This is a genomic window from Amycolatopsis sp. NBC_01480, from assembly GCF_036227205.1.
Lineage (GTDB): Bacteria > Actinomycetota > Actinomycetes > Mycobacteriales > Pseudonocardiaceae > Amycolatopsis.
The window spans coordinates 9,451,374-9,474,598 of the sequence record NZ_CP109442.1; the positions used below are offsets into that span (position 1 = coordinate 9,451,374).

The window sequence follows — 23,225 nt, forward strand, 5'->3', positions numbered from 1 at the left end:
ACGCGCGGCAGGCACGGGCGGGAGGGTTTCAGCCCTCGGCGCGGCGGCGGGCGAACCGCGTCGGCCGGTCGCGCCACGGCGCGTCGGCCGGGCGGGTCTCGGCCGCCCCGGTGACCACGGCGTGCGCGGCGAGCACGCCGGAAACGGTCGCGCCGTTCACCAGCTCGCCGGACAGCGCCATCGCGACGGCGTCGGCCAGCGGGAACTTCGCCACGACGAGGTCGGCCTCCTCCTCGCCGAGCATCTCACGGTCCACATCGGACACGTCGCGGGCGAGGAACACCCGGACCACCTCGTCGGTGAACCCGGGCGACGCGGCGACGTCGACCAGTGTCGACCAGTCCTCCGCGGCCAGCCCGGCTTCCTCGACCAGTTCACGCTTCGCGGCCTCGACGGGCTCCTCGCCGGCGTGGTCGATCAGCCCGGCCGGCAGCTCCCACAGCCGGTGCCCGAGCGGGTGCCGGTACTGGTGGACCATCGTGACCGCGCCCTCGGCGTCCAGCGCGAGGATCGCGACGGCGCCCAGGTGCTCCACGACCTCCCGGGCCGCGGTCTCGCCGCCCGGCATCACCACGTCGTCGACCCGCAGGCCGACGACCCGTCCGATGTGGACGACGCGGCTGCCCGCGACGGTGAACTCGTGCTTGCCCGGCTCGGTCACCGGGCCGCCACGGGGGCCTCGGCCAGCTCGACCGGCAGCCGCTCGGCGACCTTGCGGTCCACCACGGCCTTGACGAACGCGCTGAACAGCGGGTGTGGCCGGGTCGGGCGGCTCTTCAGCTCGGGGTGCGCCTGGGTGCCGACGAAAAACGGGTGCACGTCCGCGGGCAGCTCCACGAACTCCACCAGCCGGTCGTCCGGCGAGGTGCCGGAGAAGACCAGGCCCGCGTCGGAAAGCTGCTTGCGGTACGCGTTGTTCACCTCGTAGCGGTGACGGTGGCGCTCGGACACCTCGGTGCCGCCGTACGCCTTCGCGACCTGCGAGCCCGCCTTGAGCTTCGCCGGGTACGCGCCGAGCCGCATGGTGCCGCCCATGTCGCGCTCGCCCGCGACCACGTCGCGCTGGTCGGCCATCGTGGAGATGACCGGGTGCTTGGTGTTCTCGTCGAACTCCGCCGAGTTGGCGTCCTCGACGCCGGCCAGGTGCCGCGCCGCCTCGATCACCATGCACTGCAGGCCCAGGCACAGGCCCAGCAGCGGAACGCCGCGGGTGCGGGCGTACTCGATCGCGCCGACCTTGCCTTCGATGCCGCGGATGCCGAACCCGCCCGGGATCAGCACACCGTCCACATCGGACAGGACCGAGGCGGCGCCGGACGCGGTCTGCGCGTCGTCCGAGGCCACCCAGACGATCTCGACCTTGGCGCGGTGGGCGAACCCGCCCGCGCGCAGCGCCTCGGTGACCGACAGGTACGCGTCCGGCAGGTCGATGTACTTGCCGACCACGGCCACGCGCACCGTCTCGCTCGGGTTGTGCACCCGGTCGAGCAGGTCGCCCCACACTGTCCAGTCGACGTCGCGGAACGGCAGGCCGAGGCGGCGCACCACGTAGGCGTCGAGCGCCTCGCTGTGCAGCACCTTCGGGATGTCGTAGATCGACCGCGCGTCGGGGCAGGCGATGACCGCCTCCGACTCGACGTCGCACATCAGGCCGATCTTGCGCTTGAGGTCCTCGGGGATCTCCCGGTCGGCGCGGCAGACCAGCGCGTCCGGCTGGATGCCGATGTTGCGCAGCGCCGCCACCGAGTGCTGGGTCGGCTTGGTCTTGAGCTCGCCCGAGGGGGCGAGGTAGGGCACCAGCGACACGTGCAGGAAGAAGCAGTGGTCGCGCCCGACGTCGTGGCGCACCTGGCGGATGGCCTCGAGGAACGGCAGCGACTCGATGTCGCCCACCGTGCCGCCGACCTCGGTGATCACCACGTCCGGGGCGCCGCCCGCCTCGTCCGGCACCGCGGCGGCGGTGATCCGCGCCTTGATCTCGTCGGTGATGTGCGGGATCACCTGCACGGTGTCGCCGAGGTACTCGCCCCGCCGCTCCTTGGCGATCACCTCGGAGTAGACCTGGCCGGTCGTGACGTTGGCCTTGCCGTCGAGGTCGCGGTCGAGGAAGCGCTCGTAGTGCCCGATGTCGAGGTCGGTCTCGGCCCCGTCGTCGGTGACGAACACCTCACCGTGCTGGAACGGGTTCATCGTCCCGGGGTCGACATTGAGGTACGGATCAAGCTTCTGCATCGTGACCCGGAGCCCACGTGCGGTAAGGAGTTGTCCCAGGCTGGACGCCGTCAGACCCTTACCCAGAGAGGAGGCAACGCCTCCGGTGACAAAGACAAATTTGGTAGCCCGCGACTGAAGTCCCACGGGCCGCCAGCATATCCCACTTGCGGCGAACCGCTCACCGACGGGCCACCCCGGCGTTTCGCGGCGGCGAGGGAGCACGGCCGGATACCCGGTGGACGGGCGGCGCTAGGCTTCGGCGCGTGACGAATGCGCACGAAGACCACTGGATCGCGCCGGTCGCGACGGCTCCCCTGGACGCCGGAGTGCGCGTCCCCGGCTCGAAGTCGATCACCAACCGCGCCTACGTGCTCGCCGCGCTCGCCGGCGCCCCGACCCGGGTGCGCGTGCCGCTCGACTCGCGGGACACCCGGCTGATGCTCGGCGCGCTCACCACGCTCGGCGGCCGCTCCGAGGCGACCACCGACGGGTTCCTCGTGCACCCGCTGTCGGGCAGCCGCGCCGAGCCGGCGACGGTCACGCTCGGCAACGCGGGCACGGTCGCGCGCTTCACGCCCGCGCTGGCCACGCTGGGCCAGGCGCCGGTGCTGTTCGACGGCGACGAGGCGATCCGCCGCCGCCCCATCGGCCCGCTGCTGACCGCACTCCGCCGCCTCGGCGCGCGGATCGACGACGACGGCCGCGGCGCGCCGCCGTTCACCGTCCAGGGCGACGCCGGGCTGCGCGGCGGCAAGGTGGACCTGGACTCCTCGGCGTCGAGCCAGTTCCTGTCCGCGCTGCTGCTGGCCGGGCCGTCGTTCGACCAGGGCGTGACCGTTCGGCTGGTGGGCGACGCGCCGCCGAGCGAGCCGCACATCGCGATGACGCTGGACATGCTGCGCCGCTTCGGCGCCACGGTGGAGCGCGAGGGCGCGGAGTTCCACGTCGCGCCGACGAAGCTCTCCTGCCCCGAGTACGTGGTGGAGCCGGATCTCTCGACGGCCGCGCCGTTCCTGGCCGCCGCCGTCGCCGCGGGCGGCACCGTGCGCGTGAAGGGCTGGCCGAAGCACACGACGCAGCCAGGCGACTGGCTGCGGACGCTGCTGCCGGCGTTGGGCGCTTCGGTGCAGCTGGACGACGCGGGCCTGACCATCACCGGCGGCTCGTCGATCCCGGGCGTCGAGCTGGACCTGCACGAGGTCGGCGAGCTGACCCCGGTGGTCGCCGCGCTGCTGTGCTTCGCCGACGGGCCGTCGGTGATCACCGGCGTCGCCCACCTCCGCGGCCACGAGACCGACCGGATCACCGCGCTGGCGACGGAGCTTTCCGCGCTGGGCGCCGAGGTCGCCGAAACCGAGGACGGCCTGCGCATCACCCCGGCCCCGCTGCACGGCGGTGTCTTCCACACCTACCAGGACCACCGCCTGGTGATGGCGGCCGCCGTGCTGGGGCTGCGCGTGGAGGGCGTCCGCGTGGAGAACCCGGCCACGGTGGGCAAGACGTTCCCGGAGTTCGTCGAGACCTGGACCTCGATGCTCGGCTGAACCGGCCTCGCCGCGAAGTCCAGTCCAAGGGGCCGTGAGCGGTTCAGCCGGCCGGGCGCTCGCCGGGCGCGTCGTCGGAGTCGTCGCTGAACAGCTCGCGCAAGGTGACCTCGCGGTTCACCCTCACGTGTTCGGCGGCGAACTCGCGGGCGCGCGCCTCGTCGCCGGACGCGATCGCGTCCACCAGCCGGTGGTGCTCGTCGAGCAGATCGCTCCAATGCTCGTTCTGGCTGGTCAGCCAGCGGAGCCGGCCTTCGAGCGGCTGCAGCAGCGAGGTGAGCAGGCCGTTGCCGGCGATGGCCACGATCTCGTCGTGGAACCGGCTGTTCAGCACCGGGATCCGGGCCGCGTCGCCCCGGCTGGTGGCCCGGGCGGCGTCGGCCAGCAGCCGCTCCAGCCGGCGCAGCTCGGGTTTGCCCGCGCGCGCCGCGGCCAGTCCCGCGGCCAGGCTCTCCAGCGCCTCGCGGACATCGAACAGCTCCTCCACGTCCACCCGCGCCAGCTGGCGGACCACGACCCGGCGCGGCGACTGCACCACCACGAAGCCCTCGGCCTCCAGGCTGCGGATGGCCTCGCGGACCGGCACCCGCGAAACGCCCAGGTCCTCGGCCAGCTCGCGCTCGACCAGCCGGTCGCCGGGCTTGAGCCGCCCGGTGAGGATCCGTTCGCGCAGCTCGTCGCGCACGCGCTGCCGGGTCGCCGCGAGCGGCTGCCGCTCCGGGACTGTGGCCACTGATCCCTCCCCCTCAACACCGGCGTAACGCGCCGTACTGCGCCGATCGTCACCAATCCGACCTACAGCCACGGCGGAACGCCGGTCTGTCCGGTCCGTCGGGTCGGCCTGCTTTTCGATCGGATTGGTAACAAGGAGTTTATCGGCCGCAGGGTTGACCCAGGCGGACCTCGGGGTGATATTTGGGATACCAATTTTTGGGATACCAAAACTGCCCGGCACGTCGACCGGAGGCCCGCATGACCGCCGCCCCGCTCACCGGAACCCAGCAGGACGCCACCCCGCCGCCCGATCCCGGGCTGTGGAACGAGGACCTCGCGCCTGCCAAGGACCGCCGCTGGAAGGTCTACGACATCTTCGCGCTGTGGATGTCCGATGTGCACAACCTCGGCAACTACACCTTCGCCGCCGGGCTGTTCGTGCTCGGGCTCTCGGCCTGGCAGGTGTTCACCGCGCTGCTGTTCGGCTTCGTGCTGATCTACGTCGGCATGAACCTGATGGGCCGCATCGGCCAGCGCACCGGCGTGCCGTTCCCGGTGGTCGCGCGGATCAGCTTCGGCACGTTCGGCGCGAACCTGCCGGCGCTCATCCGCGCGATCATCGCCATCTTCTGGTACGGCATCCAGACCTACCTCGCCAGCGTCGCCATCACGCTGCTCGCGCTGGCCGTCGACCCGGGGCTGAAACCGTTGACCGAGCACGGTTTCCTCGGCCTGCACGCGCTCGGCTGGATCTGCTTCATCGCGCTCTGGGCGGCGCAGGCGCTGATCCTCACCGGCGGCATGGAGGCGGTGCGCAAGTTCCAGGACTGGTGCGGCCCGCTGATCTGGGTGGTGATGATCGCGCTCGCGGTGTGGATCCTGGCCGCCGGGCACTGGCAGATCTCCTTCACCAGCAGCCCGAAACGGCTTTCCGGCGGGGAGCAGGTGCGCCAGTGGTTCGGCGCGGCCGGGCTGATCCTGGCCACCTACGGCACCCTGATGCTGAACTTCTGCGACTTCTCCCGCTTCGCCCCGGACCAGAAAACGGTGCGGCGCGGCAACTTCTGGGGCCTGCCGATCAACTCGACGGCGTTCGCGCTGCTTTCGGTGATCGTCACGGCGGGCAGCCTGCAGGTGTTCGGCGAGGCGATCACCGACCCCGCCGAACTGCTCGCCCGGGTGCACAACACCCCGGTGCTGGTCGTCGGCGCGCTCACCTTCGCGATCGCCACGATGGGCGTGAACATCGTCGCGAACTTCGTCTCCCCCGCCTACGACCTGGCGAACATCTGGCCGAAGCGGATCTCGTTCACCGTCGGCGGGATGATCAGCGCCGTCGCCGCGCTGTGCGTGCTGCCGTGGAAGCTCTACTCCTCGCCCGCGGTGGTCAACTACTTCCTCGGCGGGCTCGGCGCGTTCCTCGGGCCGCTGTTCGGGATCATGATCGTGGACTACTACCTGATCCGGCGCGGCCAGGTCGACGTCGCGAAGCTGTTCGTGAAGGGCGGGCCGTACCACTACCGGCACGGCGTGAACCCACGCGCGGTCGCGACGTTCCTGCCCACCGCGGCGCTTTCGGCGGTGATCGCGCTCGTGCCGTTCTTCGCGCCGGCCTCGCCGTACTCGTGGTTCATCGGCACGGCGTCCTCGGGACTGCTCTACTGGGCCGTCGCGCGGAAGCAGCGGGCGGCGGCCGCCTGATGCGCATCCTCGTCACCAACTGCAACACCACCGAGGCGATGACCAAGGAGATCGAGGCCGGGGCGCGGGCCGCCGCGAGCCCCGGCACCGAGATCCTGGCGTGCACGCCCGGCTGGGGCCCGGAGTCGGCGGAGGGCTGGCTCGACAGCTTCCTCTCCGCCGCCGCGGTGCTCGACCTGCTGCGCGGCCTCAGTGACGCCGGAGAACCGTTCGACGCCGTCGTGATGGCCGGTTTCGGCGAGCACGGCCGCGAGGGCGCGCGGGAGCTGCTCGACGTGCCGGTCATCGACATCACCGAGGCCGCCGCGCACCTGGCCTGCCTGCTCGGGCGCCGCTACGGCGTGGTGACCACGCTGGACCGCACCTGCGGGCTGATCGAGGACAGCCTGCACTCGGCGGGCGTCGCGCAGAACTGCGTCGCCGTCGTCGGCGCCGGGCTGGGCGTGCTGGAGCTGGACGACGAGCGCCGCACCGAGTCCGCGCTGCTCACCGCCGCCCGCCGGGTCCGTGACGCCGGGGCCGAGGTGCTGGTGCTCGGCTGCGCCGGCATGACCGGCCTGGACCGCCGGATCTCGACCATGCTGGACATCCCGGTGGTCGACGGCGTCGCCGCGGCCGTGCGGCTCGCGGAGTCGCTCGTGGCGCTGAAGCTGACGACCAGCCGCGCGGGCTCGTACGCCCGGCCCTTGGCGAAGAAGCGCACGTGGCCGAGCGGCTAAGCCGCCTGCGCCGCCGCCGCGCGTAGGGGCAGGGGCGGGCGCCCGGTCAGCACCTTGCTGAACGGGAGCCGCCGCATGATCTCGACCATCAGCAAGGTCAGCGCCACCGTGGCCGGGAAGACCACGATCGTCGTCCACGGCGCGCCCGGCCCGTCGCCGACCAGGGCGATCAACGGGCTGAGCAGGGCCAGCGCCAGCGGGTGCGAGAGGAAGATGGCGAACGACCGGTCCACTGCCCACGAGACCACCCGGGAGCCGCGGCGGCGGCCTTCGCTCCAGCGCGCGCCGGCCAGGTAGATGACCGCGATGGCGGCCACGAACCACGGGATCAGGTACAGCCGGAACGCGTCGCTCGCCACCTCCGGCCACAGTCCGTTGTGGACATTCCAGAAGTAACCGGCCTCGGCGATCCCGAGCGAAACCAGCAGCCCGCCGACCACCAGCCAGCGGTGGCGGAGCAGCCAGTTGTGCACGGTCTTCAGGTGCACGCCCGCGACGGCGCCCAGCACCGAGTAGAACTGGTACGGCAGCAGCGTCGTGTAGAACCGCGTGATGGTGGTGTAGTCGATGCTGGCCGGCGGGTGGCTCAGGAACGCCGTGACCGCGATCTGGATCGCGCCGGAGACGGCCAGCACCAGCCACGGCCGCCGCCGGATCAGCCCGACCAGCTTCATCAGCAGCGGGAACAGCAGGTACACCTGCAGCGTCACGAGCAGGAAGTACAGGTGGTACCAGGCGGTCCCGCCCGCGATCTCGATCACCAGCGCCCGCAGCGCCGCGCCGGTCGAGGCCGGCGGCTGGTCCGCGGTGATCAGCGAGTAGGCCCAGTAGATCATCGACCAGAGCACGTACGGCACGGCGACCAGCGGCACCCGGCGGCGCCAGAACTTCCCCGGCTCCAGCGGGCGGTTCCGGTACTGGAAGACCAGCACGAAGGTGCTCAGCGCGAAGAAGGCCTGCCGGGTGAAGTGCAGCAGTCCCTCGATCGCGTCCGAATGCACGTCCTGCGGAAACGTGGTGGCGCCCAGCACGTGCATGAAGATCACGAACGCGAACGTGATCACCCGGAACAGGTCCAACTGGTACAAGTGGGACGCCCGGGCCGAAGCGCGCGCTGCCGGGCGGGCGATCTGGGTGGTGCTCATGGTTCGGGCACGCTCCTGGGTCGGAAATGGTCTCGGCGCCAGCCTCGTCACCCCGGCTGTGAATGGACTGTGCCGTCCCTGAGAGTGGGCTGTTCCGTCGGCCCCCACGATGTCATTCCCCCCACCCGGGCCGCATACCGGAGTCCGGGTTCGGCGGCCCACATCACAGTGGCGGATTGACACCGGCCGTGCCGGGTTGCAGAATTCCGGGCGCCACAACCGCACCGCCGCCCGGTAGCCAGTGGGGAATCTTCGGCATCCCCACGACTCGAAAGGCGTTCGAGAAGTGCGAAGGTTATTGCGCGGGCTCGCCCCGACCATTCTCACCGCCCTGCTCGCGGTCGTCCCGCCGAGCGCGGCGGCCGCCGCCCCCGGAGTGCCGCACACCGTGGTGACGGACGGAAAGAAGCTGGCCGCCGTCCGCGCGGCGCTCGACCACGGCCGGGCGACGCCGGAACAGCGGGCCGCAGTGAAGACAGCGCTGGCCAAAGCGGACGAAGCGCTCACCACCGGGCCGTGGTCGGTGACGCAGAAACCCACCACCCCGCCCAGCGGCGACAAACACGACTACCAGAGCCAGGCCCCGTACCAGTGGGCCAGCCAGCCGAAGACCCCGGACAACCCGCAGGGCTGCCCGTACGTCAACCGCGACGGCCAGCGCAACCCCGAGGCCGACGCGATCACCGACCACACCTACCGGATGGTGGCGTGGGACGCGATCTACTACCTCAGCACCGCCTGGTACTACACCGGCGACGCGAAGTACGCGCAGCGCGCCGAGCTCGACATCCGCACCTGGTTCCTCGACCCGGCCACGCGGATGAACCCGAACATGACGTACTCGCAGATCGTGCCGTGCAAGAACACGATCTCCGGCACCGGCATCATCGACTCGACCCAGTCGTTCACCCAGGTGCTCGACGCGTTCGCGCTGCTCGACAGCGGGGCGCCCGGCTGGACCGGCCAGGACCGCTCGGGCGTGCGCTCGTGGCTCACGCAGTACCTGAACTGGATGCAGACCAGCCCGCAGGCGAAGCTGGAACTGGCCGCCACCAACAACCACGGCACGTTCCTCGACCTGCAGAACGCCGCCACCACCGCGTACCTCGGCCAGACCGCCACGGCGAAGAAGATGGTGCAGGACGCGGAGAAGAAGCGTTTCCCCGTCCAGTTCGACGCGAACGGCGACCAGCCGCTCGAGCTGACGCGCACCATCTCGTGGCACTACGTGAACTTCAACCTCACCGCGTGGGGCCGGATGGCGGAGCTCGGGCACAACCTGGGCGTCGACGTCTGGGGCTACCGGGCGGCGAACGGCGTCACCCTGCGCAAGGTGGTGGACCGGCTGATCCCGGCCGCGCTGCACGGGGCCGATTCCTGGCCGCACCAGCAGATCGGGGTGTTCGACCAGTCGATCGCCGCGGACATCTTCCACGCGGCCGCCGAGGAGGCCCACGACAGCGCCGCGGCCGCCGCGCTGAAGCAGATGCCGCTGCCCGCCGGCGGCGACACCTGGGCGGTGCGGGTGTCCTGCTTCCCGCTCGACCCGCCGCTCAAGTGAAGCCGCTTCCGACCATCGGAGGGATTTCCGGACACCAGGGGCGATAGCGCCCACGCCCCGGAATTGGTCTAGTCCAAAGTATTGACTCTCCCCCAGCACGGGTTCACATTCAGGACGGGCCGGTACCGCTCACGTTGTGATCCACAGTTCGCGGACCCCCGCCGCGCACCCCGGTGCGTGGCGGGGCGCTCGCCTGCGTGAGGGAGAACACCATGCAGCACAAGGTATCCAGACGGATGGCCTGGCTATCCGCGGCCGCCGCCGCGGTGATCGTGGCCGGGCTGACCACGCTCGGCGGGCCGGCCGCGGAAGGCGCGGCGAACGCTCCGGCGGCCAGCCCCGCAGCGTCCGGCGGCACCCGGATCGCCTATTACGACCAGTGGAGCATCTACCAGAACGCCTACTACCCGAAGAACGTCGACGCCCTCGCGAACAACGTCGACTACCTGCTGTACGACTTCGAGAACGTCGACCCGACGAACCTCACCTGCTTCGAGAACACCAAGGCCAGCGACCCCGACCCCGCCGGCGAGAACGACCCGAACGCCGGTGACGGCGCGGGCGACGCCTTCGCCGACTACCAGAAGTCGTTCGGCTCCGACATCAGCGTCGACGGCACCGCCGACGCGTTCGGCATGCCCATCGTCGGCAACTTCCACCAGCTGCAGGAGCTCAAGGCCCGCCACCCGAACCTCAAGGTGGTGCTCTCGCTCGGCGGCTGGACCTACTCGAAGTACTTCTCCGACGTGGCCGCGTCCGACGCCTCGCGCAAGAAGTTCGTCAGCTCCTGCATCGACATGTTCATCAAGGGCAACCTGCCCTCGCAGGGCGGTTACGGCGGCCCGGGCACCGCGGCCGGCATCTTCGACGGCTTCGACATCGACTGGGAGTACCCCGGCTCCACCACCGGCCACCTCGGCAACCACGTCAGCGCGAACGACACCGCCAACTACACCGCGCTGCTCGCCGAATTCCGCTCGGAGCTCGACGCGCTGGGCGGCAAGCACTACTCGCTCTCGGCCGCGCTGCCGGGCGGGCAGGACAAGATCGCGAAGCTGCAGACCGACAAGATCGGCAACTACCTCGACTTCGGCGACGCGATGACCTACGACATGCACGGCGCCTGGGACGCGACCGGCCCGACGAACTTCCAGGACCCGCTGTACAGCTCGCCGAACGACCCGTCCGGCACGATCCCGCCGGGCGGCGAGAAGTACACGATCGATTCGGTGGTGAAGGCTTACACCAACGGTGATCCGCCGTACGGCATCCCCGGCGGGTTCCCGGCGAACAAGCTCACGCTCGGCATCCCGTTCTACTACCGCGGCTGGACGGGTGTGTCCGCCGGCTCCAATCACGGGCTGTACCAGTCGGCTTCCGGGCCCTCGGCCGGGAAAACCTTGAGCGGCAACGTACCCGGCGTCGCGATGTACAAGGAGCTGTCCGGGATCGTCGACAACCCGGCCGACACGTTCTACGACCCGACCACCCAGTCGGCCTGGTTCTACGACGGCACGAACTTCTACGGCGGCTCGTCCGCGCAGTCGATCAAGGCGCGCACGGACTACATCCACTGCAACGGCCTGGCCGGCGCGATGATGTTCTCGCTCTACGACCTCGATCCGAGTTCGACCCTGTTCAACGCGGTCGTGAACGGGCTCGCGGCCTCGACGCCGAACTGCTCCACGCCGCCGACCAGTTCCACGACCCCGACCACGCCGACCACCCCGACGACGCCCACCACTCCGACGACGCCGACCACTCCGACCACCCCCGGTGGCGGCTCGTGTTCGGCCGCGGCGTGGGTCGCCACTCAGGCGTACAACGGCGGCGCGGTCGTGTCCTACAACGGCCACACCTGGACGGCCAAGTGGTGGACGCAGGGCGACACCCCCGGCGGCAGCCAGAACGTCTGGACCGACAACGGGGTCTGCTCGGGCAGCGGCACCCCGACAACCGGTCCGCCCGGCACCTGCGCGGCCGCGGCGTGGGTCGCCACCCAGGCCTACAGCGGCGGCGCGGTGGTGTCCTACGGCGGTCACAAGTGGACGGCCAAGTGGTGGACGCAGGGCGACACCCCCGGCGGCGCCCAGAACGTCTGGACCGACAACGGCGCCTGCTGACGCCATCCCGCGCACAAGTCGGCGGCGGGCCGCGGATCTCCCACCCTCGAAGAGATCGCGGCCCGCCGCCGACGTGCGTGGGGCGTTAGTTCCCGGCCGAGCCGATGCCCGGCGCGGGCGCCTGGGCGTTGCCGGCGATGCCGTAGCGGCCGGCGCCGCCGTCGAGCTGCTCGCGCAGGGCCATCAGCGTCGCGACCCGGCCGGCGGCCGAGTCCACGTTGTCCACAGTGGACAGGATCGAGGTGGCGGAGGTGTCCGCGCGCACCACGCCGAGAGCGCCGGAGCCGTCGGCCGAGCCCTGGTCGCCGGCCAGCACGGTGCCCGCGCCGGAGCGGTCGAGCTGGGTGGCGAACCGGGCGATCGTCGCGGCCCGGTCGCCCGCGCCGTCGCCGGTCTGCTGCGAGCCGGTCAGCACGATCGCCAGCTGCGCGGGCTGCACGCCCTGGCTCGGCTTCACGAACCCGCCGTCGGTGAGCCCGCCCAGAGCGGCGGCCAGCTCGTCCCCAGTGGACTGCGGCTTCGCGCTGGTCTTGTCCAGCAGCAGCACCGAGCCGAGCAGCGCGCCGGCCAGCGTGCCGGAGTCGCCCGCGGTCGGGAACTTGGACCCGGCCGGCTGCAGCCGCGTGACGACGTCGCGCAGCTGGTCGGCCTTGTTCGGGTCGGTGAACGCGCTGGTCAGCTGCAGCTCACCGGTCACCGAGGCGCCGGACTGGGAGACCAGCTGCTTGAGCGCGTCCCGGTCGGCCGGGCGCGCGTCCTCGGTGGTCACCAGCACCACCGTGCGCTTGTCCAGCTGCCCGGCGACGACCTTGGGCCCCATGGCGCCGGCGAACGCGTCGGCGTCGGACAGCCGCGCGTTGAGCGCGTTGCGCTGGGCCTCGAGGTCGGACACCTGCGTGCCGAGGTCTTTCTTCTGGTCCGACAGCCCCGAAAGCAGCGAGCCGTTGAGCGCGGTGGACCCCAGCACCACGCCGACGGCCAGCGCGAGGAAGCACGCCGTGATGGAAACGATGTGGTACCGCAGGGAAATCACCGGAAGAGCCCCTTCACCCAGGTCGTGAACGTGGTCCAGGTGTGCTGGATCCAGTCCAGGTAGACGGAGCCGACGTCGGAGACGAGCAACGCCGCGATCACCACGACGACGGCGGCGAGGACGAGCAGCGCGACGGCGCCCAGCGACACCCGGCTGCGGTGCAGCGTCGCGACGGCCTTGCCGTCGACGAGTTTCGTGCCCAGCTTCAGCCGGGTCAGGAACGTCGAGGGGTTCGAGCCGGACCGGCCGTGGTCGAGGAACTCCCGCAGCGTGGCCTGGAACCCGACGGTGACCACCAGGCTCGCGCCGTGCGCGTCGGCCAGCAGCAGCGCGAGGTCCTCGGAGTTGCCGGACGCGGGGAAGGTCACCGCGCCGATGCCCAGGTCCTGGATCCGCTCGACGCCGGGTGCGTGCCCGTCCGGCTGCGCGGGCACCACGACCTCGGCGCCGCTGCGCAGGGTCGCCGCGCCGATGCCGTGCGGGTCGCCCACGATCACGTCCGGCGTGTGTCCCTGCGCGCGCAGGGTGTCGGCGCCGGCGTCCACGCCGACCAGCACCGGGCGGTGCTCGCCGATGTACTTCTTGAGCCGCTTGAGGTCCTCGGCGTGGCCGTTGCCGCCCGCGACCACCAGCACGTGCCGGTCGCGCAGCTGCATCCGCAGCTCGGGCACGCCGACGCCGTCGAGGATCAGCGTGCGCTCGCGGCGCAGGAACTCGATGGTGTTGGCCGAGAACGCCTCCAGCTGCGTCGACATCCCGGCCTTGGCCTCGATCATCTGGTCCGCGACGCTCTCGGCGGTCTGCTCGTCGCCGGAGGCGAGCTGCCGCTCCCCGAGGTAGACCGCGCCCTCGAACACCCGCAGCTTGGTGCCGTCCTTGACCGTGCGCAGCAGCTCGCCGCCGACCGAGTCGACCAGCGGGATGCCCGCGGCGACCAGGATCTCCGGGCCCAGGTTCGGGAACCGGCCGGAGATCGACGGCGACGCGTTGACCACGGCCGCCACCTCGGCCTCCACCAGCGCGTCGGCCGTCGCGCGGTCGAGGTCGAGCTGGTCGAGCACCACCACGTCGCCGGCGCTGACCCGGCGCAGCAGCTCCCTCGTGCGGCGGTCGACGCGCGCGACGCCGGTGATGCCGGGGAGGGCTTCGTGGTTTCGCGCGAGCAGACCGGTGAGCTTCATGTGGCTGATGGTGACAAATTTGTGCGTGGGACGGCGCACGACGCGCCGAAGCCGACGTGACTCATTGTGGTGAGCGGTGTCGCCGAACGCGTCCGTTCAGGGTTGGATGGTGGGTTCCGCCTGCTCGAACGCGAGGTTCACCCACGGGCTGGCGGCATCCGAAAGCAGGAGGTGATGAACCCGCAGCGCGGACAGGTACGCCTCGCCGAACTCCTCGCCGTCCAGGGCGAGCACCCGGCCCAGCAGATAACTCGCGGACAGCTCGGCCCATGACTGGTGGTAGCGGTGGGCCACGGCGCCGGCCTCGAGCACCATCAGCTCGGCCGTCAGCGCGTCGCAGTGCCCGACCGCCAGGCCCCAGCGCGCCAGGCCGACCGCGCGGCCGACGTCCCAGCCGATCGTGGTGCCGACGGCGGCGTCCGGCTCCAGCACCCCGTCGGCCCGCAGCCGCTGCTCGTAGCGCACGATCCGGCGGACCGCCCGGGTCAGCTCCTCGGCCTGGTGCCGCGCGTCGTTTTCCGCGCACCAGTGCAGCACCAGCTCGGACCAGCTCATCGGGTCCAGGTCAGCGTCGTGCTGCGCCCGCAGGATCAGCACCAGGTTGCCCGGCGTCAGCACGTACCGGTCGCCGAGCAGCCGGGCCATCGCCTGACGCCAGCCGGCCGCGTCGGACACGCCCCACCAGTCGCGCAGGCCGCGGACCTCGGCGACGTAGTCGTGATACCGCGGGTCGAGCACGTTCCACGGCTCGGCGGTGAGCGCGGCCTGCTGCGCCCCGCAGGCCAGCGCCTGCGCGACCGGGCCGTCGAAATGGCCGTAGCGCGCGGTGTTGAGCCGCTCGACCTGCTGCTCGACGGCCGTGACCCGGTCCGGGTTGGCGTCGAGCCAGTGCAGCGCGGCCGCGCCGGTCACCCGCCACTCGCCGAGCGTGCCGCGGTTGAACACCACCTGGTCGTCGCCGGCCAGCCCGTGCAGCGCCCAGTCCAGATCACCGCCGAGGAACACCACATCCGCGCCGAAGTCCGGCAGCGCGCCCCGGGTGAACACCTGCAGCGACGGCTCGCCGTCGTGCTCGCAGCACGCCTTCGCGAACGACCACGAGCGCTCGTCGGCGAGCTTCTCGGCGTCCTCCCGGTGGATCGGCACGAACAGCTCCTCGTCGCCGAGCAGCCCGAGGAACCGGTCCAGGTCGGCTTCGCGCCGTGCCTCGGCGAGTTCGGCCTCCACGTCGGCCACCGCGGCCCAGATCATCTGCTGTGGTCAGCCCTTCTTGGCCTTCTTGCGCTTCGGCGCCGGCGCCGACTTGTCCTTCTCCGCCACCGCCAGCAGCTCCTCGGCGTGCGCGCGGCCGGTCTCGGTGCCGTCCATGCCGGCGAGCATGCGGGCCAGCTCCTGCACGCGGTCGGCCGGCTCCAGCAGCTTGACGCCGCTGCGCGTGACCCCGCCGCTGGTGCCCTTGTCCACCACGAGGTGCTGATCGGCGAACGCGGCCACCTGCGGCAGGTGGGTCACCACCAGCACCTGGTGGGTGCGGGCCAGCCGCGCCAGCCGCCGCCCGATCTCGACCGCGGCCCGGCCGCCGACCCCGGCGTCGACCTCGTCGAACACCAGCGTCTGCACGGTGTCGACGTTCGCCAGCACCACCTCGATGGCCAGCATCACGCGCGAGAGCTCACCGCCGGACGCGGCCTTGTGCACCGGCAGCGGCGGCGCGCCGTCGTGCGCGCGCAGCAGCAGCTCGACCTCGTCGACGCCCTCGGCGCCGGCGTGCACCGCGCGGCCGTCGATCGCCAGCGCCTGCCGGTCGCCGTGCTCGGCCGGGCGCTGCTCGACGGTGATCTCCAGCTCGGCCTGGCCCATCGCCAGGCCGGACAGCTCCTGGGTGATCGCCGAGGCCAGCTCGGCGGCGGCCTTGCCACGCGCGGACGAGACCTCGGCGGCGAGCCCGGCCAGGCGCACCCCCAGCTCGTCGCGGCGGCGGGCCAGCTCGGCCAGCGCCTCGTCGGAGGTGTCCACGGACTCCAGCCGGCGGCGGGCGTCGTCGGCCCAGGCCAGCACCCCGTCGACGTCGGCCGCGTACTTGCGGGTGAGCCGCTTGAGGTCGGCCTGGCGCGCCAGCACCTTCTCCAGCAGCGCCGGGTCGGCGTCCAGCGTCTCGACGTAACTGCCCAGCTCGGTGCCGACGTCGCCGAGCAGCATCGACGCCTCTTCCAAGCGCGGCGCGAGGTCGCGCAGCACCGGGTCCTCGGCGGTGGCGAGCCGCCGGACCGCCTCGCCGACCAGCCCGAGCGCACCGGGCGCGTCCGGATCGCCGTCCTGGGAGCCGGACACGGCGGCGTGCGCCTCGGTGGCCGAGGCGCGCAGCTCGTCGACCGCGGCCAGCCGCTTGATCTGCTCGGTCAGCTCGACGTCCTCACCCGGCTCGGGCGCGACGGCGTCGATCTCGTTCAGCCCGTGCTTGAGCAGGTCGGCCTGCTGCGCCATCTCGCGCGAGCGGCTGGACCGCTCGTCCAGCTCGGTGATCACGGCCAGCCACTCGGCGCGGATCTCGCGGTACTCGGCGAGCGGCTCGCCCACGGACTCGCCGGCGAACCGGTCGATCACCGCGCGCTGCTCCGCCGGGCGCAGCAGCCGCAGCTGGTCGTTCTGCCCGTGCACGGCGATCACCTGCTCGGACAGGTCGGCCAGCACCCCGACCGGCACGGACCGGCCGCCGAGGTGGGCTCTGGACCGCCCGTCGACGGACACCGTGCGCAGCGCGATCACGCTGCCGTCCTCGTCGATGTCGGCGCCCGCGTCGGTGACGATCCGGCTCGCGACCTCGGCCTTGTCGAGCGTGAACCGCCCTTCGACGAACGCCTTGAGCATTCCCGTCCGGACCTTGGAGGCCTCGGCCCGCCCGCCGGAGAGCAGGTGCAGCCCGGTCACGACCATGGTCTTCCCGGCACCCGTCTCACCGGTCACGACGGTGAAGCCCGGGTGCAGTTCCAGCAGGGCTTCCTCGATCACTCCGAGGCCCTGGATGCGCATCTCGGCCAGCACGACGCCTACGGTAGCCGCCCCCACCGACGTTCCGTGCGCTCGACCACCGTTAAATGTTCTTTTCCCTGGTCGAACACCTGTGCGGGCGAGTCGCGGCGGCTCAGACGGCGCGGCCGCCGGTCCGGCGCTCGCGCCAGCTGCGCACCGGCAGGCCGAACTTGTGCACCAGGCGGTCGGTGAAGACGCCGTCCCAGAGCCGCACCAGCCGCACCGGCCGCTGCCCGCAGACCACCCGCACTCGCGAGCCCGGCGGCATGTCGAAGCTGCGCAGCCCGTCGCAGGTCAGCACCGCTTTGGGGCCGGTCGGGTCGATCGCCACGGTGATCACCGAGTCCGGCGAGACCACGAGCGGACGCGAGAACATGGCGTGCGCGTTGCTCGGCACCACCAGCAGCGCCTCGACGTCCGGCCACATGATCGGGCCGCCCGCGGAGAAGGCGTACGCGGTGGAGCCCGTCGGCGTCGCGCACAGCACGCCGTCGCAGCCGAAGGACGAGACGGGGCGGCCGTCGACCTCGATCAGCGCGTCGAGCACCCGCTCGCGCGTGAACTTCTCCACGCTGGCCTCGTTCAGCGCCCAGGTGCGGTACAGCTCCTCGCCGCCGGAAGTCACCGTGACGTCGACGGTCATCCGCTCCTCGACCTGGTACTCGCGGTCGACCACCTGCTGCACTGCGTCGGCGAGCGCGTCGGAATCGGCCTCGGCGAGGAAGCCGACGCGGCCCAGGTTCACGCCCAGCACCGGCACCCCGGCCGGGCGCGCCAGCTCCGCCGCGCGCAGCAGCGTGCCGTCGCCGCCGAGCACGAACACCAGCTCGGCTCCGCGCGCGGGGTCGTCCTGCGGCGCGACGATCGTGCACGGCGTCGCCATGCAGCCGTCCGGGTCGATCAGCTGCCGGACTTCCTCGTCGGTCACGCGCAGCCGGATCCCGGCCTTGCCGAACCGCTCGGCCACGTCGCGCGCCGCGTCCCGGGTGGTGTCCCGGTCCGGGTGCACCACGAGGAGCACTTCACGTTCGGTGCTGATCACTGGGGTCCTTCCTGGACGGCGGCCCGCACGAGCCGCTCGGCACTGTCCACAGTGCCATCGCCAGCCCCCTCGGCGCCCGGATCCTGACGCCGAAGCCACACGAAGTACTCGACGTTGCCCGAAGGCCCCGGCAACGGGCTGGCCACCACCCCGCGCAGTACCAGCCCCAGCTTCGCCGCCGCGTCGATCACGCCGAGCACGGATTCGGCGCGCAGCTCCGGGTCGCGCACCACGCCGCCGCTGCCGAGCCGGTCCTTGCCGACCTCGAACTGCGGTTTGACCATGGGCACCAGATCGCCGCCGTCGCGCACGCAGTCCGCCAGCGCGGGCAGCACGAGCTTGAGCGAGATGAACGACAGGTCGCCGACCATCAGGTCGACCGGCCCGCCGAGGTCGTCCGAGGCCAGGTTGCGCACATTGGTGCGGTCGAGCACGACCACCCGCTCGTCCGTGCGCAGCCGCCAGTCGAGCAGGCCGCGGCCGACGTCGGCGGCGATCACGGTGGCCGCGCCCCCGCGCAGCAGCACGTCGGTGAAGCCGCCGGTGGACGCGCCGGCGTCAAGACAGCGCTTTCCTTCGACCTCGAGGCCTTCGGGACCGAATTTCTCCAGTGCGCCAAGGAGTTTGTGCGCGCCGCGCGAAGCCCAGCCCGGGTCGTCCTCGTCCTTGACCACGATGGGCGCGTCGGATTCGACGCCGGTCGCGGGTTTCGAGGCCACCATGCCGCGCACGGTGACCTTGCCGCCGGTGATGAGCGCAGAGGCCTGTTCGCGGGAGCGGGCGAGGCCGCGCCGCACCAGCTCCGCGTCCAGACGGGCCCGTCTGGGCACGGCGGTCAGACCTTGTCGATGCTGGACAGGGCCACGGTGAGCTCGGTGTGCACGGCCTCGAACCGGTCGACGTGCTCGGCCAGCGGCAGGGTGCTCAGCTCGTCCAGGCCCGCGACGGCTTCTTCGATCCCCGCGCGGGGATCGGTCTGCTGCGGCCCGGGGGCCGGCGGCGGGCCCGGGACGGGCCGCGGGACGTTCGGGTACACGCCGGTAAAACTACCAGTCAGGCCAGTCCGAGCTCGGCCAGCGCCGCGGCCGCCGCGTCGCCGTCCGCGCGGACCGTGGTCACGCCCGTCTCCCACGCCGCGTGGCACAGCGCCCTCAGCAGGTCGAGGGCGTCGCCGCGGCCGGCTGCGGTCAGCTCGTCCCCGGCGGTGACTTCCCAGCCCGGGCGCGGCCCGATCTTCAGGTCGTCGGCGCGCCGGGTCAACCCGGTGAGGTCGGCGGCGAGGTGTGTCGGCCGTTCCGCCGCGACCGCGGTGAGCAGCCCGATCGGCGTGGCGACGCCGGTGAGCACGGCGAGCGAGTCGACGCCCGCCGCGACCGCGCCGGCGATGTCGGTGTCCAGCCGGTCGCCGACCACCAGCGGGTGGCTCGCGCCGGCCGAGCGCGCGGCCGTCTCGAACAGCAGCGGCTGCGGTTTCCCGGCCACCACCGGCTCGACGTCGGTGGCCGTGCGCAGGGCGGCGACCATCGAGCCGTTGCCCGGCAGCAGCCCGCGCTCGGACGGCAGGGTGGCGTCGACGTTGCACGCCACCCAGAGCGCCCCCGCGCGGATGGCCAGGCACGCCTCCGCCAGGTCGGCCCACGCGTTGTCCGGCGAGTGGCCCTGCACCACGGCGGCGACGTCAGGCCCGTTCTCGCGCACCGTCGCGAGGCCGGCCGCGGTCACCTCCGCCACCAGCGACTCCGTGCCGACCACGAGCACCTGCGCCCCGGCGGGCAGCCGCTCGCCGAGCACGCCGGCGGCGGCCTGAGCGCTCGTGTGCACCTCCGCGGACTCGGCCGGCAGGCCCAGCTCGCGCAGGTGCGCCACGACGTCACCGGGGGCCTTGGAGGCGTTGTTGGTGACGAACCGGACGGCCGTGCCGTGCTCGCGCACCGCGTCGACCGCCTCCGGCGCGCCCGGGATCACCTGCGTGCCGTGGTAGACGGTGCCGTCCAGGTCGAACAGCACCGCGTCGTAACCCGCGAAGAGCGCGTCACTCATTCGAAAGCTCCGCCGCCCGCTCCGCCGCGTCGGTCTCGTCCTCGGCGTCGGCCTCGGAGGCGTTGAGGAACCAGCGCACGGCTTCGTCCTTACGCCCGGCAGCAGCGAGGTTGTCGGCGTACGCGTAGAACAGGCGCGCGCTCCACGGGTCCCGCTTGCTGGGGATCAAATCGGGGCCCTGCAAGGAAACGACCGCCGCCTCGAGCTGCCCGAGGTCACGACGCGCCCCGGCGGCGACGATCGCCAGCTCGACCTGCGTGGCCTTCGCCAGCTTCGTGGTGTCGGTTTCCTTCGCCAGGTCCAGCGCCCGCTCCGGCCGCCCCAGCGCCCGCTCGGCGTCGGCGATGATGGCAATGTGCTCGTCGCTGCGCGTCATGCGCCGCACGGCCCGCAGTTCCGAGAGGGCCTCCTGCCAGTTGCCGGAGTGGTAGGCGACAAGCCCGAGCGCCTCCCGCACGATCGGCACGCGCGAGGCCTTGGCCTTCGCGTACTTCGCGTGCTCCAGCGCCGCCTCGGGATCGCTGTCGATCAGCCCGCCCGCGGCCACCAAGTGCTTCCCGACGGTCTCGGCCAGCCCCTTCGGCAACGTCCGCAACTCGCGGCGAGCCTCCTCGTCGAGGTCCGAGAACTCGATGTCCTCGGGCAGCTCGGGCGCGGCCAGCAACTCCCGGGCCATGGCCTCGTCGTCGAGCGTGGTGTCCGCCCCCGCCCGCACGAAGCGACTGCCCCGCTGCGGCCGGTCATCCCGCCGAGGCCGGTCGTCCCGCTGTGCCCCGGAACGCTGCGGCCGCTCGTCCCGACGGGGCCGCTCATCCCGCTGCGGCCGGTCAGACCGAGCCGGCCGGTCACCACGCTCGTCACGACGGGGCCGCTCGGCGCGCTCGTCTCGCCGGGGACGGTCGTCGGACCGGTCGCCACGGTTGTCCGGGGTGCTGCCACTGGGCCGGTCACTACTCGGCCGGTCACTCCGGTCGGCCGCGTCGCCACGTTCGCTGCCCTCGGCCGAGCGGTCATCTTCCGTGGAGCGGTCGCTGTGCTCAGCCGTTCGGTCGTCCTCGCCGGAGGAGTCGCTGTGCTCGGCCGTGCGGTCGCTCTCACCGCTGCGGTCGCTGCGCCCGGCCGAGCGATCATCCTCGCCGGAGCGGTTGCTGCGCTCGGAGTCCTCGCCAGCCCCACTGCCCTCAGCAGCACTGCCGTCACTGGCCGTACCGCTGTCCTTGGCCGAGCTGCTTTCCTTGGCCGAGCTGCTGTCCTGACTGGTGCCGGACTCCGCATCGCCGTCGTCCGTCGCAGCCTTCGCCGTGACGGTGCCAGCGTCCGATCGAACGGCCGCGTCAGCACCACCCTCGACCGAACTGTCGTCACGGGTCGCCTCGGACCGCGGCCGCGTTTCCGGAGTCACCTCGTCAACGAAGGTGGACGACATCGTGTCGTCGGTGATGTCGTGGTCGGCCGCCTCGAACCCACTGGTGTCGATGCCGCGGTCGCTCTGGTACCCACCGGAACCGCTGTCGTCCCCAGCGCGACCACGGTCGTCCCGCCGGTAACCGCCCCGGTTGTCCTCACGACCGGACGAACCACCGCCCCGACGCTCGAACCCCCGGTCACTCCCGCCCCGCGAGTCACGGGAACCACCGCGGTCATCCCGGCGGAAGCCGCTGCCCGAGCCCCGGTCGTTCCGGAACCCGCTGCCACCCCGATCATCCCGACGGTCGGTGCCCCGCTCGCCAGTCCGCGAGTCGCCCTTGTACCCGCCGGTTCCCCGGTCGCTAGTCCGCGAACCGCGGTCACTCTGGTAACCACCGGTCCCCCGGTCGCCGCCGGTACGCGAGTCACCCTTGTACCCACCGGAGCTGCTACCCCGGGAACCGCTCGAACCACGGTCGCCCTGGTAGCCACCACGGTCATCGCGACGGTCCCCACCGCTGCGGAAACCGCTGCCGCCACGATCGTCACGACGGTCCCCACCGCTCCGGAAGCCACTGCCGCCACGGTCCCCGCCGCTGCCACGCGCGTCGCGGTCGCCGCCGTAGCCACCGGTGCTGCCGCCGCGCGAATCGCTGGCCGAGCCCCGGCTGTCCCGGAAGCCGGAACGGTTGTCACCGCTGCTGCGGAAGCTGCCACGGTCGTCACGCGAACCGCCGGCGCTGCCACCGCGGTAACCGCCGCTCGTGCCACGGTCGTCCCGGTCGCCGCGGAACCCACCGGAGCCGCGGTCGTCCCGACGGTCACCCTTGAAGTCCCGATTGCCCTGATACCCGCCCGAGCCGCGTTCGCTCTTGAAGCCGCTCTTGCCCTGGTACTCGCTCGGGCCGCGGTCGTTCTTGCCCTGGTAGCCGCCGCCAGTACGCGAATCGCGGTCGCCCTGGTAGCCGCCGGTACGCGAGTCGCCCTTGTACCCACCGGAGCTGCTGCCACCCCGGGAACCGCTCGAGCCACGGTCCCCCTGGTAACCGCCACTGCCGCCACGGTCTTCCCACCGACGGCCGGAGTCCTTCCGCTCGCCATAGGCCGACTTGCCCTGCGGACGCCCGGCGCCCCGATCCTCGGAACGCCCCCCGCCACGGTTGTCGTAACTGCCACGCGAGCCGCCGCCGGAACCACCCCGGTACCCACCGGACCGGCTGTCCTCGGAACCGCCCCGGTAACCGCCGGACCGCTTGTCGTCCGAGCCACCCCGATACCCACCGGAACGCTTGTCATCCGAGCCACCCCGGTACCCGCCGGAACGGCTGTCGTCCGAACCGCCGCGGTAACCACCGGACCGCTTGTCATCGGAGCCGCCGCGGTAACCGCCGGAGCGGCTGTCGTCCGAGCCACCCCGGTAGCCACCGGAGCGCTTGTCGTCCGAACCACCGCGGAATGCGGCGGAACGCTTGTCGTCGCGGTTGGGGGCGTAGCCGCCGCGCTGGTCACGGGGGCCGTCGCCCTGCGAGGGCCGGCCCTGGTAGCCGCCGCCGGTGCCACGGGCGCCCGCGCCGCGGTCGTCGCGCCGCGGTCGTCCCTGGTGGCTGCTGTCGCGTCCGCCTCGGTCCTGCCGCGCGCCGCGCCGGTCTCCCCGGGGCGCGTCCGACCGGTTGCCGCGGGAGCCTTGGTCGCGGCGAGCCGACCGGCCGGACCCATCATCCTCTGAGTCACGTCGACCGAACTCGGACACCTGGCCTCCTGCCATCGAAAA

At 72.1% G+C, this 23,225-nt stretch carries 18 protein-coding genes; 5 read left to right on the forward strand and 13 right to left on the reverse strand.

Annotation, left to right across the window (positions count from 1 at the left end; translation table 11 throughout):
- Positions 1-28 precede the first annotated feature (28 nt).
- Together OG371_RS43995 and OG371_RS44000 are read right to left on the reverse strand one after the other, a co-directional pair.
- Positions 29-661 (reverse strand): NUDIX hydrolase, encoded by a 633-nt coding sequence (locus OG371_RS43995; protein ID WP_329063155.1) that lies wholly within the window; start codon positions 659-661, stop codon positions 29-31.
- Entirely contained in the window at positions 658-2,358 is a 1,701-nt protein-coding gene (locus OG371_RS44000) for a CTP synthase (RefSeq protein WP_329063158.1), read from the reverse strand. The genes OG371_RS43995 and OG371_RS44000 overlap by 4 nt, the downstream gene beginning before the upstream one ends.
- A gap of 119 nt (positions 2,359-2,477) precedes the next feature.
- Here OG371_RS44000 and aroA point away from each other — a divergent pair, with 119 nt between their 5' ends.
- Positions 2,478-3,758, forward strand: coding sequence for a 3-phosphoshikimate 1-carboxyvinyltransferase (aroA, locus tag OG371_RS44005; RefSeq protein ID WP_329063160.1), 1,281 nt, complete (start codon positions 2,478-2,480; stop codon positions 3,756-3,758).
- Positions 3,759-3,801: 43 nt separating this feature from the next.
- Here the strand turns inward: aroA and OG371_RS44010 are convergent, their stop codons facing one another.
- The gene (locus OG371_RS44010; protein ID WP_329063162.1) at positions 3,802-4,491 is read right to left on the reverse strand and encodes a GntR family transcriptional regulator; all 690 of its coding nucleotides are present in this window, start codon (positions 4,489-4,491) and stop codon (positions 3,802-3,804) included.
- Positions 4,492-4,730: 239 nt separating this feature from the next.
- Between OG371_RS44010 and OG371_RS44015 the strand changes: the two genes are divergently transcribed.
- Together OG371_RS44015 and OG371_RS44020 are read left to right on the forward strand one after the other, a co-directional pair.
- Positions 4,731-6,173 carry an NCS1 family nucleobase:cation symporter-1 gene (locus OG371_RS44015; RefSeq protein WP_329063164.1) on the forward strand — a complete coding sequence of 481 codons (1,443 nt, stop codon included), beginning with the start codon at positions 4,731-4,733 and terminating at the stop codon, positions 6,171-6,173.
- Positions 6,173-6,892: an aspartate/glutamate racemase family protein gene (locus tag OG371_RS44020; protein ID WP_329063166.1), complete on the forward strand. Its 720-nt coding sequence runs from the start codon at positions 6,173-6,175 to the stop codon at positions 6,890-6,892. The genes OG371_RS44015 and OG371_RS44020 overlap by 1 nt, the downstream gene beginning before the upstream one ends.
- Here the strand turns inward: OG371_RS44020 and OG371_RS44025 are convergent.
- Positions 6,889-8,037: an acyltransferase gene (locus tag OG371_RS44025; protein ID WP_329063168.1), complete on the reverse strand. Its 1,149-nt coding sequence runs from the start codon at positions 8,035-8,037 to the stop codon at positions 6,889-6,891. The genes OG371_RS44020 and OG371_RS44025 overlap by 4 nt on opposite strands.
- 286 nt (positions 8,038-8,323) lie before the next feature.
- Between OG371_RS44025 and OG371_RS44030 the strand changes: the two genes are divergently transcribed.
- Together OG371_RS44030 and OG371_RS44035 are read left to right on the forward strand one after the other, a co-directional pair.
- Positions 8,324-9,598 (forward strand): alginate lyase family protein, encoded by a 1,275-nt coding sequence (locus OG371_RS44030; RefSeq protein ID WP_329063170.1) that lies wholly within the window; start codon positions 8,324-8,326, stop codon positions 9,596-9,598.
- 236 nt (positions 9,599-9,834) lie between these two features.
- Positions 9,835-11,721, forward strand: coding sequence for a glycosyl hydrolase family 18 protein (locus OG371_RS44035; protein ID WP_329063172.1), 1,887 nt, complete (start codon positions 9,835-9,837; stop codon positions 11,719-11,721).
- 85 nt (positions 11,722-11,806) lie between these two features.
- Here the strand turns inward: OG371_RS44035 and OG371_RS44040 are convergent, their stop codons facing one another.
- The 9 genes from OG371_RS44040 to OG371_RS44080 form a co-directional block, all read right to left on the reverse strand.
- Positions 11,807-12,754, reverse strand: a complete 948-nt coding sequence (locus OG371_RS44040) for a copper transporter (protein WP_329063174.1) — start codon at positions 12,752-12,754, stop codon at positions 11,807-11,809.
- Entirely contained in the window at positions 12,751-13,935 is a 1,185-nt protein-coding gene (gene steA, locus OG371_RS44045; protein ID WP_329063176.1) for a putative cytokinetic ring protein SteA, read from the reverse strand. Before steA ends, OG371_RS44040 begins: the two co-directional genes overlap by 4 nt.
- Positions 13,936-14,031: 96 nt before the next feature.
- Positions 14,032-15,186, reverse strand: a complete 1,155-nt coding sequence (locus OG371_RS44050) for a DUF1266 domain-containing protein (RefSeq protein WP_329063178.1) — start codon at positions 15,184-15,186, stop codon at positions 14,032-14,034.
- 9 nt (positions 15,187-15,195) lie between these two features.
- Entirely contained in the window at positions 15,196-16,977 is a 1,782-nt protein-coding gene (recN, locus tag OG371_RS44055; protein ID WP_329063180.1) for a DNA repair protein RecN, read from the reverse strand.
- Between the two features lie 100 nt (positions 16,978-17,077).
- On the reverse strand, positions 17,078-18,004 hold the full coding sequence (locus tag OG371_RS44060; protein ID WP_329073426.1) for an NAD kinase: 927 nt from the start codon (positions 18,002-18,004) through the stop codon (positions 17,078-17,080).
- On the reverse strand, positions 18,004-18,837 hold the full coding sequence (locus OG371_RS44065) for a TlyA family RNA methyltransferase (RefSeq protein ID WP_329063182.1): 834 nt from the start codon (positions 18,835-18,837) through the stop codon (positions 18,004-18,006). The genes OG371_RS44060 and OG371_RS44065 overlap by 1 nt, the downstream gene beginning before the upstream one ends.
- A 5-nt stretch (positions 18,838-18,842) precedes the next feature.
- A complete protein-coding gene (locus tag OG371_RS44070) occupies positions 18,843-19,043 on the reverse strand; it encodes a hypothetical protein (protein ID WP_329063184.1) in 201 nt (66 codons plus the stop codon).
- 17 nt (positions 19,044-19,060) lie between these two features.
- The gene (locus OG371_RS44075) at positions 19,061-20,047 is read right to left on the reverse strand and encodes an HAD-IIA family hydrolase (protein WP_329063186.1); all 987 of its coding nucleotides are present in this window, start codon (positions 20,045-20,047) and stop codon (positions 19,061-19,063) included.
- Positions 20,040-23,204, reverse strand: a complete 3,165-nt coding sequence (locus tag OG371_RS44080) for a hypothetical protein (protein ID WP_329063188.1) — start codon at positions 23,202-23,204, stop codon at positions 20,040-20,042. Before OG371_RS44080 ends, OG371_RS44075 begins: the two co-directional genes overlap by 8 nt.
- Between the last annotated feature and the right edge of the window lie 21 nt (positions 23,205-23,225).